The organism is Terriglobales bacterium (assembly GCA_035764005.1).
In the GTDB taxonomy this organism is placed as follows: Bacteria; Acidobacteriota; Terriglobia; order Terriglobales; family Acidobacteriaceae; genus Gp1-AA112.
Genome location: DASTZZ010000041.1, coordinates 1 through 18,215 on the forward strand (window position 1 = coordinate 1; position 18,215 = coordinate 18,215).

The window sequence follows — 18,215 nt, forward strand, 5'->3', positions numbered from 1 at the left end:
TACATTAGCCGCGGGCGGTACGACATCATTAAAGGTGAGCTTCTCGCCCACTTCCGCAGGAAGCTATAGCGGAACAGCTTCGATTGTCAGCAGCGCAGTCAATTCTCCAACCACCATCGCGCTCTCCGGCACAGGAGCGACAGCCACCTCTGGATCAGCTCTCCTATGCGGACAAAGCAACGACAAAGCAGTTCACCTTCCACCGAACTACGACACGTTTACCCCACCGCCTGCCGGACAATCCTATGTTGATCCTGTTTTTGGTTGCACGGTAGTAAGAGTCACGGATGGCAGTCGCGAACAGTTGTCCGATGGTTCTCATCCCGGTTTGATGAACAGCTATTCGACAGTTTCACCGCTGAACGCAAGCGACACGTTGCTCTTTGTGCTCGCGAGTGATGGTACCTGGAGCGTTAGAGGCACGAACGGAAGTGTCGTTGTTCCCAACAGCAATATGCCCAACTTTAGCGGCCACCCCGTCTGGGATGCCTCAAATGGGAATGTTTTCTATTACGCCGTCAACAACAATCTCTTCAGCGGAACGATCAACGGCAGTTCTGTAGGTGGATCTGTGCAGCATACCTTCAGCGAGTACAGCGCTATTACATCGATGGACATGGCGGACTTATCGGAAGACGGCGATCACATTGCATTGGTAGGCCAAAATTCAAACGGCACCATGGACGTGTTCGTGTGGTCCATCAGCCAGAAGGCTAAAACATCAGTCTATCGAACAGTCTGCACTGGAAGTGTGGCCGGCTCTGGGCAACCAGGCTGTCTACACAAATTGCAGCTCACAGCAAACAATTTACTCAGCATTCAGTTCAACAACGATGGCACCGGGAACGAACAGGGTGTACGTCTTTGGAATGGCAGTACGTTAGTGCATTTACAAAACAACACCGGTCATTACGATACAGGAAACGATCTGAACGGAAATCCCGTTTTCGTGTCCCTCAATAACTCTTACACGCTGTCTGGCGTCAGTAATCCTTGTCCGAGTGGTTGGGGCCTCGATGTCGCGCAACTCACCAATCTCAGCTCTGCCGTCTGTCTGCTCGACAATGTCCCATATTGGCACATCAGCTATCGTGGTGGCGCCTCTCAACCCTGGATAGCGCTCTCGTTCTTCGACTCCCGCACTCCAGGGCCGGAGTTCTTCACGAACGATTCAAACTACAGAACGATATCGACCAGCAATTGGCAGCTCTATGAAGATGAAATCGTGGCTGCGAAAGTCGATGGCTCCGGCGTCTATCGTTTGGCTCATGCTCGCTCGCGCAGCATGGAGAGCTATTGGGCGCAGCCGCACGCCGCCATCAGCCGAGACGGAAAATACATCATCTTCAGCAGCGACATGGCTCACCCAAACGGGTGTCCTGCGAATATGCATGTAGCTAACGATTGTTCGGATATTTACATGATCAAAATTCGGTAGACCCGAAAGCAGCTCGATCGCGGATCACCTGAATGCCTCCGGAAGGAAGAAGTAATTTGTAGCGCGTTCGCCTTCAGCCCTCGGCAGCAGTCGCCCATTCACCGCAAGGTAGGGAAGATAGCCGAGGGTTTGAAGGAGCGTGAAGGCTTTTCCGGCGCTTGTAGCAGGATCATCCGGATCTCCGCCAATTTCGATCAAAAGAATAGGGTGAAATTTGGTGATTGCGGCCACGGCTCCAGTAAGCACATTTAATTCATGTCCTTCGACATCGCACTTGATGAAGTTTAGCCGTGGTAGATCCAGACGCAGGCAGACATCGTCGATCCGAATGCTTGGAATGCTTCCAGTTCCAACCGCTACGATGTGCGCCTCATAGAAGTTTTTCCCGCTGCCGGAATCCGGAATATCCATACGTACGAAACCAGTGAAATCGGATGCTGCTTGGTTAATGCAGCGGACGTTTGTAAGCGCAAACTTGGAGACATTTGCTTTCAGGATTTGGAATGTGCTGGAAATGGGCTCCATGCTGATCACTCGACCGTTTGCACCAGCGAGCTTTGAAAAGTGATATGTATAGCGGCCGAAGTTCGCACCAATGTCGAGGATGTAGTCGCCAGCCGAGATGAGCCCGGAAAGTGCAGCAAGCTCCGGCTCTTCAGTCCCTGTGCTGCTTCTCAACACTCTTGCATAGTGAATTTTCTTGAGCGGCAGAAGCGCGACTTCGGGCAGAGTCCGTTTCGCTACTCTTCTTAGCATCCCTAATCTCATTGTGCCACCACAGGAGTTTGCACCTTGGACCGCTCCAGACGCCCAGTGACGGACAAATAGCAGTCTCTCGTTCGCGCGGCAATCTCGCGCCATGTTTGTTCGCCGCAACTCAGCGCAGCGGCTTCATCCGCCAATCGATGCCTGAGCTCCGGATTCTCAATGAGACACCGGAGCGCAGAAGCAAGTCCTTGTATGTCTCCGTAATCGCAGAGAAGAGCATTCTTGCCGTGCTCAAGAAGTTCCCGAAATGGAGCCAGTGACGTTGCAACGATCGCTTTACGCTGGGCAATTCCAGTCATGAGTGCGCCACTCGTGGTGATAGCTTTATAAGGATAGACCACGATGTCCGCGGCCTTGTAGTAAGACATCATGACTTCAGTCGGCAGGAACTCCAAGCAGAGCTGTACGCTGTCCGCTAATTCGAGTACGCGGACCTTGCGTCGGATATCTTCCAGGATCTGCTGGTCCCCATTCCCAGCGATGATCAGCTTGGCTTGCGTTCCTGATCGTCTTAACTCACTCCAAGCGTCAAGGAGAAACTCTATTCCCTTGTAGGGCCGAATCATACCCTGGCAGAGAACGATGCATTCACCGGCGTTCTGTTTATGGTATTCACCGTTGGCTGTTCCCGGAGCTTGCTCAGAGTCGAAGAACAGTGGACCGTGAGGAATCACCCACACACGCTCAGGAGCAATCGAGAACTGCGACAGCACCTGTTGCCGCGCGGATGCAGAATGGCAAATCAAAGCATCCATCATTTCAAAAGCCCGTCCAAACCGCGCTGTGCTAATGTCGCCGCCGTCATGTGGAGCAATGTCGTGCACCGTTGCAACCAACGAACTGCCAAGGAGCCGACAGTATTTGAGTAGCCACAATTCCAGCGGGATTCTCCTCTCCAAAAGAGGGAGGTACTGCACGTGCACAACATCCGGACGTTTCCATGTAAAGCTGACGGCGAGTGCGATCATATTCAGGCAGGTCTCAAATACTTTGAGCACGCGCCGAATCAGGTTAGGCAGTTGGAATCTGCCCACAAAATCGAACGCACCGGGCTGATTGCGAACGCCTAGTCGTCTGTAACAATCGCGATCGAAGTGATACGTAATCGCACCGAGCCTGGCGGAGATGCCTTCGGATGTGAGCGCACGGCAGAGGTGTGCATCGTAGTAAGCAACGACGCTCAACAGATCCATCATGAACACGCGAAGCATGGTCGTTCGCTAAGAATGAATCAAAGCCTGCAAAGGCTCCGCTTCTTATTTCGATTTGAAAGCAGCTGCCGTTGCTGCCCAACTCTGCGTTGAAGACGGCAGAGTCGCATTAGGATTGATCGTTCCTGGACCGATTCCGGGGGCATTATCCTGTACCATCGAAATAAACCCATTGTCCGTGCCCCGGCTGGTGAAACTGGCTCCGGCGCTGATCTGTCCGGATGCAAATGAAGTGTCATTGAATAAGGCGACTACGACATCCTGACACCCGGAGGTGCTCATGTTGCCCGTGCTCATTGTGCTGGTGTTCGAAGGAGCGACCTGACCAACTGAGGTGTCAAGAGCGCCACTCGTCCGAATTCCTGAATACTCGACGAGATAAAAGCCAACGGCGTGAGCTCCTGTCGATTGCGTCACCGTGACGGTGTTGGATCCACCGGCAACGTTTTGTGCATAGAATATTTGCACCTGCGTTCCCCAGCCTGCACCAGGAAGGTTCTGCTCAGGAACACTGAGATATGTGTTTCCTTTCGTGTCGGAAACACTGATTGTCGCAGAGTCCGCGTTCCAATAAACTGGGACGACAATCAAATCACCTGCCGTTTCATTGATTGTGGCGGACTGGCTCGATGCGGTTACAAAGCCTGGAGAAATTGTTTGAACAAAGCCGATATTCGACGCGGTATTAACGGTTATAGACGCATCGCTCGTATTACCTAAATTATCGGTAACTCGGACCGTGTCAACCATTCCCCCCGAACAGCCAGCCGTGTAAACTCCTGTTGTGCTGTTGATACTCCCGCCTGAATTGTTCGTGAGGATGGTAAACGTGTACGGGCCAGTACCGCCGCTGGCTGAAAAAGTCTGTGAGTCCCCTCTGCTTAACGTTGTGCTGCTCGGTGAGATTGCGAGACCCGAGTTCGTTTGAAGCCGAATTACGTATACATCTGAGCAATCGCTTGCAACGTGCATATTTGCTGGACAACCGTTCGCGAATGCCATGTTGCTGGTAAATGTTATGTATTTTCCATCGCGACTGATGGCTGCATGGGGTTGCGCCCAGTATCCTGGGTATGGCTCCTCGCTTCGGGAACGAGCATGCGCCAAACGATAGACAACGCTGGCGTCGGCCTTCACCACCACAACCTCGTCTTCATAAAGGCCCCAATTACTTGATGTTGGAGCCTCATAACGAGTAGTGTCGCTGGTGAAGAACTCTGGTCCTAAAGGACGATCGTCAAACAAAGATAGCGTAATCCATGGTTGGGTCACGCTACCGCGGTAACTGACATGCCAGCTCGGCTGGTTATCAAGAAGGCAAATACTCGACTGAAAGTTATTGAGCTGTCTTTCGTCGATTCCAGACCCACTGGGACAAGGATTCGTGACGCCGGACAAAGTAGCGGAGCTGTTCATTGCCACAAAGACAGGATTGCCATTAAGATCATAGCCTGTATCGTAATGGTTGGTGGCATCCTCTAAGTGCACGAGGGTATTATTTCTCCACAAGCGCGCCCCTTGCTCGGAACCTGTGCCTTCTTCTTCAAATTCGATGATTAATAGATTGTCAGGAGTCAGTTGTAGCTTATGGATGCACCCGATTGAAGCTCCTGTACTAATCGTACCCGTGACTGTGCACGTTGTCGTATACACAGAGCTTTTGCTTTGACCGCCCAAAGACCACATAAACACGTCCATCGTGTTCGTGGGATTTTGGCCCACCAGAGCGATGTGATCGCCATCCTGCGACAGATCTGCGGAGTCTGGCGAAATAACGCCTTGCGTGTACTCCGCAAACGTATGCAACGCCGTCATTACCACAGACTTTGTATTTGGATCTATCGTTCCGCTATACAGTGTATTGTCCGCAGTGTAATAAAATATGTTACCGTTCGAAGCATCCCAGACCGGGTGACCGTTAAATGATGGCATATTGATAACTGGAACTAAGATTGCCCCGTTCATGTCCTTGATCCGCCAATTGCCATCATCAGACGCAATGAATACCATCGTGTCAGTAGCGTTGATGGTAGTGAATGTGGAATAGTAATTTCTGAAACTTAAGTGTTTGCCGTCCCACGTTGTTTCATCGGTTGAAGCGTTAGTCAGCCGAGTAACCGTGCATCCAAAAGCGGGATCCACATAGCTCTGTCCCTCAGCCGGTGGCGTGAAGCTGTCCCAATTCGGAGGAAGGTGCACATTGCCATCATTAACTTGTCCGCATATGCTGCACGCGGCGGGAAGCCAAAAAGAGCACATCATTAGCAGGGCGAAAAATAGCCTCATGGTCACACCTAAGAATGATTAAGGCGATTTGCTGGACGGTTGCTGACGAGCAGTAGTCCTCCGGAGTTCGAGCTCAGCTCGCGATTACGGCAGCGAAGGAAGGCTGGGTAGTGCCGGTGGAACCTGCACAAGATCTCGGGTAAAGAAAACATCGGCGTTCCCGGACGAATAGTCTATCCAGGTAATATACGCGTTACCCAGGGAATCGAGGACAATCTGGGGGTCTGGGCTTGAATTGCCGGTGTTGTTGGAGAGCTTTTGGGCGGGGGAGAACGTCGTGCTGTTATCGGTTGAACGGCTAAAGAATATGTCGTAACTGCTCGTTAGACCTATCCAGACCAGGTTTATGTTGCCGCTCGAATCCAAGGCGATCCTTGGAGCAAAGTTATGCACCGTGCCATTCGCGATAGCCTTAGAGGTAAAGGTAGTGCCCTGATCAGTTGAGCGGGTGAAGAATATATTGCCAATGCTGTCATCCCAAACCACATCAATATTATCGTTGCAATCGAGAACCATTCGCGCATTTCCAGGGGTAATGTAGTGCGGAATATTGTTGTTGTTCGAGACGTTGGTGAGAGCAAAGCTAACGCCCCCATCGGTTGACCTGTCGAGGAAGACGTTTCCGAATGGCACCGTACTGAATACCACATCGATGTTGCCGCTGGAATCGAGAGCTATCCCGAGTGACCGCGAGTCCCCGCCTAGCAGCACAACGGGCGCAGTGAAACTGTTACCGCCATCGCTCGAACGCGTAAACGCGATGTGAGTGTCGCCCCCGAGGGTACTCTGCCATACGACATTGATATTGCCGGAATAGTCCGCCGCAATCAGCGGATGGTAATCAAAGGGAAGGGTTGCCGAAAGTAATATTGGAGAAGAGAAGCTTCCACCGCCATCCTCAGACCGACTAAAAAACACGTTGTGGTATAGCGTTTCATCCACCCAACCCACGTAGATATTCCCATTTGGGCCGAGCGCGATGCTCGGAGCCGCAGCATAGTTGATAATCTGCACTGGAGCAGAAAAGTTACTGCCATCGGAAGAGCGCGAAAAGAATGCTCCAGTCCCAGTTCCCCAAGCGAGATAAATAGTGCCGGCAGAATCCACCGCCATGTTCGCTGGGCCTGTACCTCCCGGGTCATTTGAGAGGCTTTGCGGGCTGGAAAAAGTTAATCCCCCATCGATGGACCGCTTGAAGAAGAACGCTCCATAACCCGGACTGTCGTCCCACCAAGTTAGATCGAGATTGCCTTGGTGATCGACGACCATCTGGTGAGCCCAAGAGTTGCCTGGATCGTTCGAGAGATTCTGCGGCGGTGTGAAGATCGTACCGCCGGAGCCGCCAGGTAAAATCTGCGCTGTAGACGTTAACGGCAGTGTTGTGAGGCTGAAGGCTACCAACAACGCGAAGCGAACGAAGCATAGGTCCAATACTTGCGAGGAGACCATGGTCTGACCTTTACTCAAGGGAACTTTGGGTGATGGCTTGGGATGCAGAGCGGCGAGGATTCAAACGAGAATGGGCAGCAGCAGCTTTTGAGGAGCGCTTACCCAAATCGGTGGATAGTCCGAGAGAGAATGATGCAAGTAGGCGTGGCCTGCGAGAATCCCTCAACTCCTGGCCGCGCTCGCTAATGAGTCATGATGCTCTACATGCATGTCTGTGAAGCAATCAACTGAGTGCAATATCGAGCGCCGAAGCTCGTCGTCTCCTCCGAGTGCGATGGCGTAATGGTATCCAGCATGCGCATATTGCTGACGCAACCGGACATCCTGCCAGAGTTGTTGGATTGCATCTCTGAGTGCCGGTGGATCTCCAGCCGGAACAATATGTGCTTGACCATCAAGCAGTACATCGCTCACTCCTGGAGCTTCCGAGATAATCACGCACTTGTGCAGCGCCATTGCCACAAGATAGACAGCGATTCCAGCCTGAATGCCGGCTCCCCTTAATAAAGGAAGAACGACCAGGCGCGCTCCTGACATCAGTTTCAAAAAGAAATCTACGTCGCTATCGTTGTAAAGGATTTCAACATTCGGTGGGCATGCGATTCCTGCCAGAGATGATCCATGAGGGTTGATGTCCTGTTCGCGTGCGGTTAGAACCTTCACTGGATACGGCAATTCTTGAACCGCTGCGAAGAGCGTCCGAAAATCTCGGCGGGAGCGACCGGCAACGACGATGTATTCGCCATCGAACACTTCCGTGTTTAGTACCTTTTCGAACTTGTTTACCTTAAACGGAACATAGTGAAACTTGCCTTTTGGCAGCCCGTACAGCTCCTCGAACGCCGAGCTATCGCGGAAATAGACGAGCATCTTATCGATCCGCGACAGGGACCAGCGCACAATGGGCCGCAGCCAAGCGGGCGGTGCAATTACAAAAAAGTCCAGTGTCACCAGCCGGCAGCGGTGGAATGGAACGATGAATAGCAGCGTGGCGAAAAACAGCACTTCAATCAGGGAAAAGTGAATGATCAGGTAGTCTGCTGCGAATGCAGCCTTGAGCAGATGCAGGTTGCGTTTCCAGCGTGCAGCGAATTTCTCAGCGGGGAATGCAGTGATGGAAATGTCGCGAGGTGCTACGCGCTCTAGCCCATCTATATCAGTTGCGATTCGCATGACGGTTTCGAAGTGATTGAGCGTGAGAGAAATGGACCCGAGTACCTAAGCTACTTTTGAACCAGCAAGCTCAGGGGAGTTGGGTACGGCAACTTTTTCTGAAGTGTCGAGTACCGTCGCGTACAGTTCGTTCAACCGTCTTGTCTGCAGCTCAGGTGAATACTCGAAGAGGCGTGTTTTAGCGTTTTGTGCCAGACGCTCTCGCTCAGCACGGCTCGCAAAGCTGGCGTGGATTGCGGCAGCTAACGAATGGGAGTCACCCGCTGCGACCAGAACTCCCGACTCCAGATGCTCAATCAGATCCGGCACTCCGCCCACCGCAGTGGCAACTACAGGAGTGCCAAGCGCCATAGCCTCCAACACAACATTAGGAGTGCCTTCGGTCAGGGAAGGATTCACCAGCAGGTCGGAAGCTTGAATCCACGGTTGAATGTCCTTCTTGAATCCGGCGAAAAGCACGTGTTTTGTAATACCCAGTTCTATTGCTTGTCTCTCCAGTTCGGCGCGTCCGCGTCCCTCACCAAGAAGCACAATCAACAAGTTAGGAATTCGGCCAATCAGATTCGGCACCGCTTGGAGAAGATATCGGTGTCCCTTTTCAGGACTCAACCTGCCTGCAGCGCACACGCAAAAGCTATCGGATGGGAGGCCGAGTGCGTGTTTCGAGGGCGAGCGGTCCACGGGTAACACGCGATTCTGAAAACGAAGGAGTGCACAATTGGGAATAACTCGAGGAGGCGTTCGGCCCATCCGTTTTCTTCCTATTTCATCGGCCAAAGGGCGCGAAACGCATACTACCCAGTCAACCCAGCGCAGAATCATACGATCGATTCGCTCGTAGAGCCTGATGCGCCAATTTTCTCCAGTCCAGCCACGCGCGAACGCGATCTGAGGACAACTTGCTAGACGGCTAGCCGCCCACCCCAAGAGATCGGCTTTATAACCGTGAGTGCAGAGCAGGGAAATGTTGTTCTCCTTTAAAGAGCGACCTAGCTCCATCGCTGTGCGCGAGTTAAATCGACCCGAGCTGAACTCAAGTGTTGGCAGTCCCACTCTCTCGGCTCGTTCAAGGAACTCCGGACGGCGAGGACCATCGCGAAATGAGCTTAGCCAAATTTCCTGCTCGGGCGATGAGGCCAGGATCGCGTGATGCAGAATCTGCTTTTCCGGCCCACCATGAAATTGGCTGGCGCGCAAATGAAGAATCCGAATTGTTCGGTTTTCGGTTCTCACAAACACCGCCGCTTTTCAAAGCTGCATCTGAGGTTCAAGATTGAATACATTTCGCCGCGATCCTCGATGAGAGTGAAGAGATGAAATTGCTTCGAACTACCCTGCTATTTCTGGTCGCGCTCCTGTTTGTGACGTTTGAGTTTCGGACGATCCAAAGCCAGACTTCAAACCGAGTACCTGTAGATTCCTCAGTAGTCGTCGGGAGCGAAGCTCAAAGCAAGAGCGCATCGGCACAGAATCCGACTTGCGGTAAGCCAGACGACAAGCAGGTCCACATTCCACCGGCCTGGGACACGTTTACACCGCCATCATTGGCCAAAAGCTATATCGATCCTGCATTTGGCTGCTCGGTGAAGAGGCTCACCGACAGCAGCCGCGACGAGACCGCATGGGACGGCAAGCATGTGGCGTTCATGAACTACTACTCGACGCTGACATCCATAAATGCCGGCGACTCGATGCTCTTTGTTGTCTCGGACGACGGGAACTGGCGCCTGCGAGATGTGAATGGAGGCGTGGTAGTTCCTGTCGCAAAGATGCCAGGCTTCAGCGGCCATCCTGTGTGGGACGCGTCTGATGGCAACGTCTTCTACTACGCGGCAAAGAACGCTCTGTATAAGGGCGTTATCTCCGGCAATACAGTAAAGCCGAGCGCTCTGCATATATTTAAGGAGTACAAAAATATCGTCTCACCGGACGCGGCAGACTTATCGCAGGACGGCGATCATATTGCTCTCGTTGGCCAGAACGCGAACAACACGATGGATGCCTTCGTATGGTCGCTTCGGAACCAAACCAAGAGCACTGCTTATACCACTACTTGCACGATCAATGGCGACATCAACGGAGCCGCGCAGCCCGGGTGCATTCATAAATTGCAGCTCACTGCTGATAACCTGCTTACCATCCAGTTTCTTGGCGATGGCAGCGGCGCCGAGCAAGGTGTGCGGCTTTGGAATGGCAGCACCTTGGTCCACCTGCAGGATAAAACCGACCACTACGACACCGGCTACGATCTAAACGGGAAATCCGTTTTCATCGCTTCCAACAGCTCCTACACTCTGCCGGGTCTGAGCAATCCGTGCGCAAGCGGAGCGGGCATCGACGTGAGGCAACTCAGCGATCTGCGCTCCGCGACCTGCCTGCTCGATCATCAGCCTTACTGGCACGTGAGCTATCGTGGCGATTCTTCACAACCGTGGATTGCGCTGTCGTTCTTTGACGATCGCAAGTCAGGACCGGAGCTGCTTTCCAACAATTCCAAGTACGAGAAGCCAGACGCCGAAAATTGGAAGCTCTACGAAGATGAAATCATGCTGGCGAAAGTCGATGGAAGCGCCGTCTATCGTTTGGCTCATGCGCGCTCGCGCAGTAGCGAGAACTATTGGGGACAACCTCATGCAGCCATCAGTCGCGATGGCAAGTATCTCGTTTTCACCAGCAACATGGCCTTCCATGCCGGTTGCCCAGCCGACATGCACGTTCCCGGCGAGTGCTCCGACGTCTACTTACTCAAGGTTCGATAGGAGCGGATTCGAGACTTCCCGAAATAGGAGCAGGGCAGATCTCGGGCGATGCTTCGTTTGTATCGGCTTTGCCTAGAACGGGCACTTCGGTGTGGCGGGGTTCTTCCACGTTCTCGTCAATCACAGGTCCCGAAGGAACGTACGTAAACTTCCGTTGCTTCAAACGCAGGAATGGACTCTCCAGCCAACGGAACGAGGCCGCAGCCATCGCCAACGTTAGCGACAGCGCCGCTGCCGAGGATAAAGTCATGTGAAAGGGACCACGATAATGTGTAAAAAGATAATAGGCACACCGAAGAGCCAGGATGTGGAACGCATAGAGTCCGTAGGAGATCTTTCCCAGATACACCAGCGTTGGGCGCGTGAAAAACGAAAGGCCATCCTGTCCGCCTCCGAGGATTGCGATAAAAATCAATACTCCGCTCAGCGACATGAGCGGAAAGCCAATTAAGCCTCCAGTTACTGGCGGCACCTGGTCATGCAAACCGCAGTATCGGCCGACGACGAACCATATGAATAGAGCGAAGGCAAGCAGCGCAATTCGGCCAAGACGTCCAATTCGCGGCAGAGGCTGTCGGTGTAAGGCAAATGCCAGAACGATTCCGCAGGCGATCGAATCCAGCCGGACAAACGTGTTGTACCAAAGACTGCCGAACGGTACGTGCCTGAGCAACAGCGTGAGTCGGACAAAAGTTCCCGTCGCGAGCAGCGCGCCGACAATTGCGTAAACAACTGCTTTTCGCGCCTTGCACAGCACCAACGGCCACAATAGATAGAATTGCTCTTCGAACGAAACGCTCCAAAGAGGTCCGATCATGCTGGCTGCGGGATAGCCATTGAGGACGACGATCCAGTTTCCCGCAAAAAAGAAAAATGCGATTGCGTAGAGCGAACTCAGCGGCTGACTTCGATCAAAAATAGAAATCAGGCCGGCAAGGCCGATCACAAAAAAGTAAAGCGGCCAGATCCGCAAAAGCCGCCGGATGTAAAACCTCTTTAAGTCAGCTTGTCCGCGCAACTCCTTTTCACGTAACAACAGCTCTGTAATCAGAAAGGCGCTGAGGATGAAAAATACGTCGAGGCTGCACATGCCGGCGCGGATGACGCCGCTGATGAGAGACGCGAGTGCCACCGGCACATGGCGCGCAATGTAGTAGCTCTCCTCGCGCGGTAGCGCGTGGTAACTCCAGACGCCAACGAACAGAAATATCCTGATTGCATCCAGCTCTGGGTGATAAAAACGCTGCCTTGTCTGAGACTTGTCGAGCGCAGACGGTGCGCGATTCACGCCTTGCGCAGATTGGATTGCAGGACCTTGAAGATACTGGCCTGAGCCCATGATCGCTTCGGAATCATCATTGCTGATGAAAGAGTCAAGAAGGCACACGTAGAGGTTTCGCTCGTCAGAGGTCCAGCATTGCTATCCATGGTCTGAGCGCGAAACGTACGAAGCCTCTGTGCTTCTAAAATGACGGACGGGCCCGGCGGTTTTCACATCACCGTTCAGGCCCGTCCATCAGCCCTTGTGGTTCGGTAGGAGTTATCCGTCAAGCTGCGAGTGAGACCATCGATTCAGGCCTGGCGTCCAGCGGTGTAAGTGAGAGGTCCGGCGGGGGAGGCATTAGCTGCCCGAGTATCGAGATCACAGTCAGATTGACTGAGTTGGAAGTGCCGCCGCCTGGAGTTGGGTTGAACACTGTAACCGAGTGCACTCCGATCGAGAGGAGTCCGCCGCTAATCTTAGCTTGAACTTGAGTCGCACTAATGAAAGTAGTCGGTTGCGCTCCGCCGTCAATCTGGATGACTGAACCTTTCACAAATCCACTTCCCGTAACCGTGAGCGTATAGCTGCTGGCCAGAGCTAAAGCCGGATTCGGCGAAACGCTCGAGATTGAAGGCACTGGGTTACTGACAGCTAACGTAACCGCAGATGATGTACCGCCGCCAGGAGCAGCATTGAAAACCGTAATCGATAGATTGCCCGCCGCAGCAATGTCAGATGCGGGAATCGATGCGGTCAACTGAGTAGTGCTGATAAAGGTAGTGGAACGGTTGGCTCCATTCACCCTCACGACAGATCCACCAACGAAGTTAGACCCATTCACCGTCAAGGTGAAGCCGGAGCCGCCGGCGGTCACGGTAGTCGGCGATATGGTTGAGAGCGAAGGCGCTGGATTATTAATTGTGAAAGTAAGGGCCGAGCTCGTTCCGCCGCCCGGAGTTGACGCCGTAATTGCTAACGATCCCGCAGTAGCAAGATCGCTGCTGGTAAGAGTAGTGGAGAGTTGTGTGCCGCTAATGAAGGTTGTGCTACGGGCGGCCCCATTAACTTGCAGAACTGAATTGCTCATGAAGCTGCTGCCGGTAGCAGTGAGCGTTATAGGTCCGCTGCCCGCAGTTGCAGCCGATGGTGAAATGCTGCTGAGAGTCGGCGCTGCCGCAGCAACACTCAGATTCAGTGTGTTCGATGTCCAGTTCCCCTCGGAGGAGTTCGAAACTGTAATCGCTAAATTTCCTACTTGGCTGAAATCCGCTGCACTAAGCTGCACACTCAGCTGCGTGCCACTAACAAATGTTGTCGAACGACCGCTTCCATTTACCATAACCTGCGAGTCCTGGAAGAAGTTATTCCCGTTGATAGTGACAGTTTGGCCAGAGCTGCCAACAAACACGCTTGTCGGTGACAGGCTGCGCAAAATAGGCATGTTCGAGGAACTCTGAATCAGCGGATTGAGGATGGCGGCCATATCACTGGCTGCAATTTGCTTCTTCAGATATGAGTGTCCCATTTGAGGAGAGGGCGACCAGAAGTTTTGGCCCCGGAACTGATCGTTTGTATCATCGATTGTAGTCTGGCCGTTGTAGCCTCCGATAGTGAAGTTCGTTCCCACACCGCCGCGAACGGCATAGAGGAGCGCTAACTGACCCCATGCCGTTGTAGTTGCTGAGGTCAGACCTTGAGCGCTGGCATATAGGTTATAGGCGTCCTTCACCGGATCTACAGTAGGATCGGACGTTGGCGAAGGACCGGTGGTTACATCAAAAGCAGTATCGGCGCCAATATTGACAATCTCGCCCGGCCAGTTTGCGTACACATAAGTGGCGGCATCTGTATCGGCTTCAAAGTTCCCCTCTCCTCCAGAAGGAAACCAGCCAGCGCTAGATACTAAGCGTCGAACCTTTTGAGCAACCAACTGCACTCCCGTGAGTGGACTTATCGAATCTGGCTGGCTTTGAAGCAGGCCTTGCAATGGTTCATAGTATCCATTAGCCACGATGTACACGCTTCCATCAGGAGCATTGGCAAGAGCCTGTCTATATACAGTTACGGCATCGGGATAGTTGGCGCGCGTGTCGCCAGGCGTTCCAAACTGATTGACGATTTGCCGCGTATACGCACTCGTAGCTGAATTGTTTATGTTTGGCGTGCTCGCCTTGTTCGCACCAATCGGCACATTCGGATGTCCGTAGTAGGTGGCAATCGCTCGCATGGCAGGAGCGCTATAGTCATTGGCGGATGAACAGATGACTGCGAGGACGTTGACCTCGCCTCGATCGGCAAGAGCCCACATCATGGCATGATCACCGACGTCGTCGGCATCGATCGCCATATCAGAGTCAATGATCAGATTGACTGGCGGAGTCGGCTCCTGGAGCTGAGCATGTAGAGAAATGGAAAGGACTGTTAATACCGAAATGAATAATGTTGCGAGTGAGCGTGTCCGCCTCATCGGAATGTACCTCCCGGAAAGTGTTGATGTGAACTTGATATTGCAGAGAGTGATAGAGAATCGTGCCTACAACGGAGTGGAATCGAGACCTGATGTGTCGAAGTCAGGTGTGTGAAGTGCTGGCCGTGAGCCTTTCTGAGAAGAAGAGAGGGGAACGTGCTCAAAAACTCTGTCAGGTTTGCTCTTGCGACGTGAGAGCGATCTTTTCAGCGTATCGACTATGTCAAATATCCCTTGCAGCTCAAGCTCCAGCTCCCACGAGTTTGCATACAGGTTCTTCCGCCGCAGATGCTGGCCGTCGCCTCCTCCGCAATGGTTTTCGCCGCCAAAGCCAGAGACAAAGAACGGGTAGTTCGCTCGAACGATCTGCACTGCTTCCGCGGACATGTTTTCGGGTTGTCCAAACGGAAATGCGAAGAAGTTCACGGCTGTTCCTAAACGCTGTTCAAGATCGAACTTGGATCCGGCAATCTCAAAGTCCAGCCTGGCATTGTCTTTCGAGCCGCAATCAAAATGCGTGCGCGTGTGTGCCCCGAACTCGACCTGTCTGGAACTCCAGTAACGAAGCTGCTCCCAAGTTAGCGGCAGGGCTCCGCGAATTCCGTTCTCGATATCATGCTGAAACTCCTGTTGGTGAGTTACTGGTTCCGTTGAAATGAACATCGTGATCGGAACGCCCGTCTCTTCCGCAACTGCGCGAAGCGCTAAAAAGTTATCGGCGTATCCGTCATCGAAGGTCAAGACGACCGTTGGAGCGTCTACTTTGCCGGCTTTAAGCAACTCAACTGCTTGGGCCAGGCTGACGATTCGATAGTGGCGTTGCAGAAATCTGACTTGTCGCCAAAACGCCTGTGTAGAAATACCCATGCGATGCGGGCGATCCGATACCAAGTGGTGAGTGAGAATTGTGATCGGGTATTTGCGTCGGAGTCTCCTATACCAATTGCGAGTAATGATGAGCGGGGAGCAAAGTAGCAATGTATCCAGGCACAGCTTCCATCTTGGCCGGTGGCGGAACTGAGGACTAACATCACTGGTCGGAGTTGAAGAGAGTTGGAGTTGTTCGAGGTAAGGTGAAAATACCTGCTGTATCCAGTCGGCTAACTCGGCTGAGGTTTCGTCAGCAGTTCCATGGACAAGATGTTTGATACTTTCGATTGCGAGATCATCGCAGAGTAAATCTGCTTTGAGCGATACGCTTATCGGATCATCGTAAGGTTGGTGCGGCAGAGTGAGTTGCGCCAAGGTAAACGCACTCGAGTTTGCCGCGTTCCATTCGGCTGCAATCGTCGTTCCTGCTGGCTCATGCCCTCGCTGCTCAGCAACATTTCGCGCTGCAATCCAACCTCGGCGCGGGATCGTGAGCAGGTTGTCAGGAATCCGTTGCGAGCTAAGGATGATCCCGAAATCGGGACGCCGTTCCACAACAAAGCTGGTCGTCTTCGAGTAGTCCCCATTCCATGGAATCAAAATGGGAATTCCTTTCGCATCGCACTTCTGAGCGAGATGCGCGGGAGTAAATGAGTGTATGTCGGCACGAACGCCATGAATACTAGACAGTGCTCTCTCTATGATGTGTTCGCAAAGGGAATGCAGGAACGAGAGTGGTCTCCGGAAGCGCGCGGTGCCCGAGTCGCTGCTGCGACCGTCCATAATCAGTTGCTGCTCCATCGGAAGCTCGCGTCTGGGTGCCTGCACGATTCCACAGATCTCGACATCCGGTATTTCCCGAGCAACGCGCTCGGCAAGAGTCCATGCTCGTGATGGCCGAGCGTTCGAAAAGATAAGAATGCGGCAACTGCTCATTGCATTATTTCCTGAGCGGTGGAAGTCCGCTCGAACAGGGGCGACGGTAGTCTCTTAGCGGAAATGTTGAACAATTGTCGAAATACGGCAAGAAGCAAAGTTCGATCGCGAGAGGTTAGCCAGACGCACCAGCCACATATCGCCGCGGCCGTTAACATGAACATCCCCATGACTGCGCAGCGCACGAGCATGGGTCCTGGAGCAAAAGTGTGAATCAGCCAGCCGACCGTCAGTACGAGTGTCGATGTGATTGCAAATCCGATCCACAAGCGGATCGCGAATCTACTGTAGGATTCGTGAATTGTCTTACAAGTGGATTTGATTACGAAGTGGTAACAACATATCGCTTCGCCAAAAATCAGGCCAACCGGGACAGCCCAAGCTCCTAGTCGGTGTACGAGAACAGCGATGATACCGACTCCGATCAAGGCAGCGAAAAAGTATCCAACTGCCTGGGTGCCATGTCGATTGGTTGCAGTTCCGATCGCGGAACTCGCCGCCCAGGGTGTTTGGAAGACTAGAAGGACGAGAAAAAGCCGAAGCAAGACGATGTCGGGCTCAATGCGCCCACGCGTCCACACTGTAATGATTTGCCCGCCCTCGTACCAGACGCTCGCCGCAAGAGCGAGCGTGATCGCTGCCGTTGCCGCCACCGTGAGGCGGTGAACTGTTCTCAGCCGGTCGAACTCTCCGAGAACTTCCATGCGAGCAAAATCAGGGCAAAGGGCGAGGGTAATGCTATAAAGGACCTGACGAATCACGTCGATCATCGCTCTCGAAATAGACAAAACGGCGACCGCTAGTCCGCCGAGTAGAGCGGAAATAATGAGCGTGCTGCCCTGGAAAGCAATGAGATTGCCGACGAGCAGCAGCGCAAACAGCAGGCTCGGATGTGCCAACTCCTTCAATATTGATACTCGCATCCCGGCCATGCCAGGAAACAGCGGTATACAGCGTCGGCGTAAATCGAACAGAACATACATAGCGATAAGAACGATTGTTAGTACCTGAAGCAATGCAATACTCAGCATTCCTCCGCCTAAAATCAGAACCAGCGCTGAGAGGAGCATTACAAGGATCTGCTGCGCGTTGCCTATCCACTGAGTACGCGCTAGATTGCCGGTGGTCTGGTAGGTGGCGACAATGAGCCGTACGGGCAGCGACCACATTACGTAGATAGCGAGCAGAATTATTACTCTGTTGCCAGTGATGGCGTCTGTTACTTTCAGGCCAATCCAATGGGAGAGAGGCAGCAGCCGTGCAAGGACAATGATGATCAATGTAACTAGCGTAGCTAAAGCAACGTAGAACCCGATCGTAGTATGCTGGATTCTCCGATACTCGTTTAGATCTCCTTTCGCATATGCCTGTGTCAAGCGGTTCACCGAAGCTTGTTGCATTCCAATATCAAGGCCTGATAGGTAGCTAACGGCCGCAAAAAGGGCCAGATACTCCCCATACAGGGTCGCCGACCAGTTCCTCAGGAACAAAGGAACCAGAATTATGGATCCCAGCCGTGGGATCATGTGTCCAACAAAAATGGCGTTTGCTGCAGGAAGAAGGCGACGAAGCATGAAAGGGCTCGGGTAAACGG

12 protein-coding genes are annotated in these 18,215 nt (G+C 52.9%); 2 read left to right on the forward strand and 10 right to left on the reverse strand.

All coding sequences use genetic code 11. The features are described 5' to 3' along the window. A partial coding sequence (locus tag VFU50_06930; protein ID HEU5232577.1) for a hypothetical protein occupies window positions 1-1,438 on the forward strand: 1,438 nt, incomplete at its 5' end. A 24-nt stretch (window positions 1,439-1,462) separates the two neighbouring features. Here the strand turns inward: VFU50_06930 and VFU50_06935 are convergent. The 6 genes from VFU50_06935 to VFU50_06960 all read right to left on the reverse strand — a co-directional run bounded on the left by VFU50_06935 (window position 1,463) and on the right by VFU50_06960 (window position 9,564). Beyond that, the gene (locus VFU50_06935; protein ID HEU5232578.1) at window positions 1,463-2,194 is read right to left on the reverse strand and encodes an FkbM family methyltransferase; all 732 of its coding nucleotides are present in this window, start codon (window positions 2,192-2,194) and stop codon (window positions 1,463-1,465) included. A gap of 8 nt (window positions 2,195-2,202) precedes the next feature. Further along, window positions 2,203-3,417 (reverse strand): glycosyltransferase family 4 protein, encoded by a 1,215-nt coding sequence (locus VFU50_06940; protein ID HEU5232579.1) that lies wholly within the window; start codon window positions 3,415-3,417, stop codon window positions 2,203-2,205. 45 nt (window positions 3,418-3,462) lie between these two features. Beyond that, complete coding sequence (locus tag VFU50_06945) at window positions 3,463-5,703, reverse strand: hypothetical protein (protein ID HEU5232580.1); 2,241 nt, start codon at window positions 5,701-5,703, stop codon at window positions 3,463-3,465. An 84-nt stretch (window positions 5,704-5,787) separates the two neighbouring features. Continuing rightward, entirely contained in the window at window positions 5,788-7,152 is a 1,365-nt protein-coding gene (locus VFU50_06950) for a sialidase family protein (protein ID HEU5232581.1), read from the reverse strand. Window positions 7,153-7,314: 162 nt separating this feature from the next. Beyond that, a complete protein-coding gene (locus VFU50_06955; protein HEU5232582.1) occupies window positions 7,315-8,325 on the reverse strand; it encodes a glycosyltransferase in 1,011 nt (336 codons plus the stop codon). 45 nt (window positions 8,326-8,370) lie between these two features. Continuing rightward, entirely contained in the window at window positions 8,371-9,564 is a 1,194-nt protein-coding gene (locus VFU50_06960; protein ID HEU5232583.1) for a glycosyltransferase, read from the reverse strand. A 74-nt stretch (window positions 9,565-9,638) separates the two neighbouring features. On the opposite strand from VFU50_06960, the gene VFU50_06965 reads away from it, so the two are divergent. Beyond that, window positions 9,639-11,084 carry a hypothetical protein gene (locus VFU50_06965; protein ID HEU5232584.1) on the forward strand — a complete coding sequence of 482 codons (1,446 nt, stop codon included), beginning with the start codon at window positions 9,639-9,641 and terminating at the stop codon, window positions 11,082-11,084. Here the strand turns inward: VFU50_06965 and VFU50_06970 are convergent. The 4 genes from VFU50_06970 to VFU50_06985 form a co-directional block, all read right to left on the reverse strand. Beyond that, window positions 11,071-12,423, reverse strand: coding sequence for an acyltransferase (locus VFU50_06970; protein HEU5232585.1), 1,353 nt, complete (start codon window positions 12,421-12,423; stop codon window positions 11,071-11,073). The genes VFU50_06965 and VFU50_06970 overlap by 14 nt on opposite strands. 208 nt (window positions 12,424-12,631) lie before the next feature. Continuing rightward, on the reverse strand, window positions 12,632-14,815 hold the full coding sequence (locus VFU50_06975; GenBank protein ID HEU5232586.1) for a hypothetical protein: 2,184 nt from the start codon (window positions 14,813-14,815) through the stop codon (window positions 12,632-12,634). A 66-nt stretch (window positions 14,816-14,881) separates the two neighbouring features. After that, window positions 14,882-16,621, reverse strand: a complete 1,740-nt coding sequence (locus VFU50_06980; protein ID HEU5232587.1) for a polysaccharide deacetylase family protein — start codon at window positions 16,619-16,621, stop codon at window positions 14,882-14,884. Then, window positions 16,618-18,195 (reverse strand): hypothetical protein, encoded by a 1,578-nt coding sequence (locus tag VFU50_06985; protein HEU5232588.1) that lies wholly within the window; start codon window positions 18,193-18,195, stop codon window positions 16,618-16,620. The genes VFU50_06980 and VFU50_06985 overlap by 4 nt, the downstream gene beginning before the upstream one ends. Window positions 18,196-18,215: the final 20 nt, after the last annotated feature.

Coding starts and splice junctions, on each gene's coding strand:
- VFU50_06935 (HEU5232578.1), bottom strand. CDS start 2,194: ATGCTAAGAAGAGTAGCGAAACGGACTCTGCCCGAAGTCGCGCTTCTG.
- VFU50_06940 (HEU5232579.1), bottom strand. CDS start 3,417: ATGCTTCGCGTGTTCATGATGGATCTGTTGAGCGTCGTTGCTTACTAC.
- VFU50_06945 (HEU5232580.1), bottom strand. CDS start 5,703: ATGAGGCTATTTTTCGCCCTGCTAATGATGTGCTCTTTTTGGCTTCCC.
- VFU50_06950 (HEU5232581.1), bottom strand. CDS start 7,152: ATGGTCTCCTCGCAAGTATTGGACCTATGCTTCGTTCGCTTCGCGTTG.
- VFU50_06955 (HEU5232582.1), bottom strand. CDS start 8,325: ATGCGAATCGCAACTGATATAGATGGGCTAGAGCGCGTAGCACCTCGC.
- VFU50_06965 (HEU5232584.1), top strand. CDS start 9,639: ATGAAATTGCTTCGAACTACCCTGCTATTTCTGGTCGCGCTCCTGTTT.
- VFU50_06970 (HEU5232585.1), bottom strand. CDS start 12,423: ATGGGCTCAGGCCAGTATCTTCAAGGTCCTGCAATCCAATCTGCGCAA.
- VFU50_06975 (HEU5232586.1), bottom strand. CDS start 14,815: ATGAGGCGGACACGCTCACTCGCAACATTATTCATTTCGGTATTAACA.
- VFU50_06980 (HEU5232587.1), bottom strand. CDS start 16,621: ATGAGCAGTTGCCGCATTCTTATCTTTTCGAACGCTCGGCCATCACGA.
- VFU50_06985 (HEU5232588.1), bottom strand. CDS start 18,195: ATGCTTCGTCGCCTTCTTCCTGCAGCAAACGCCATTTTTGTTGGACAC.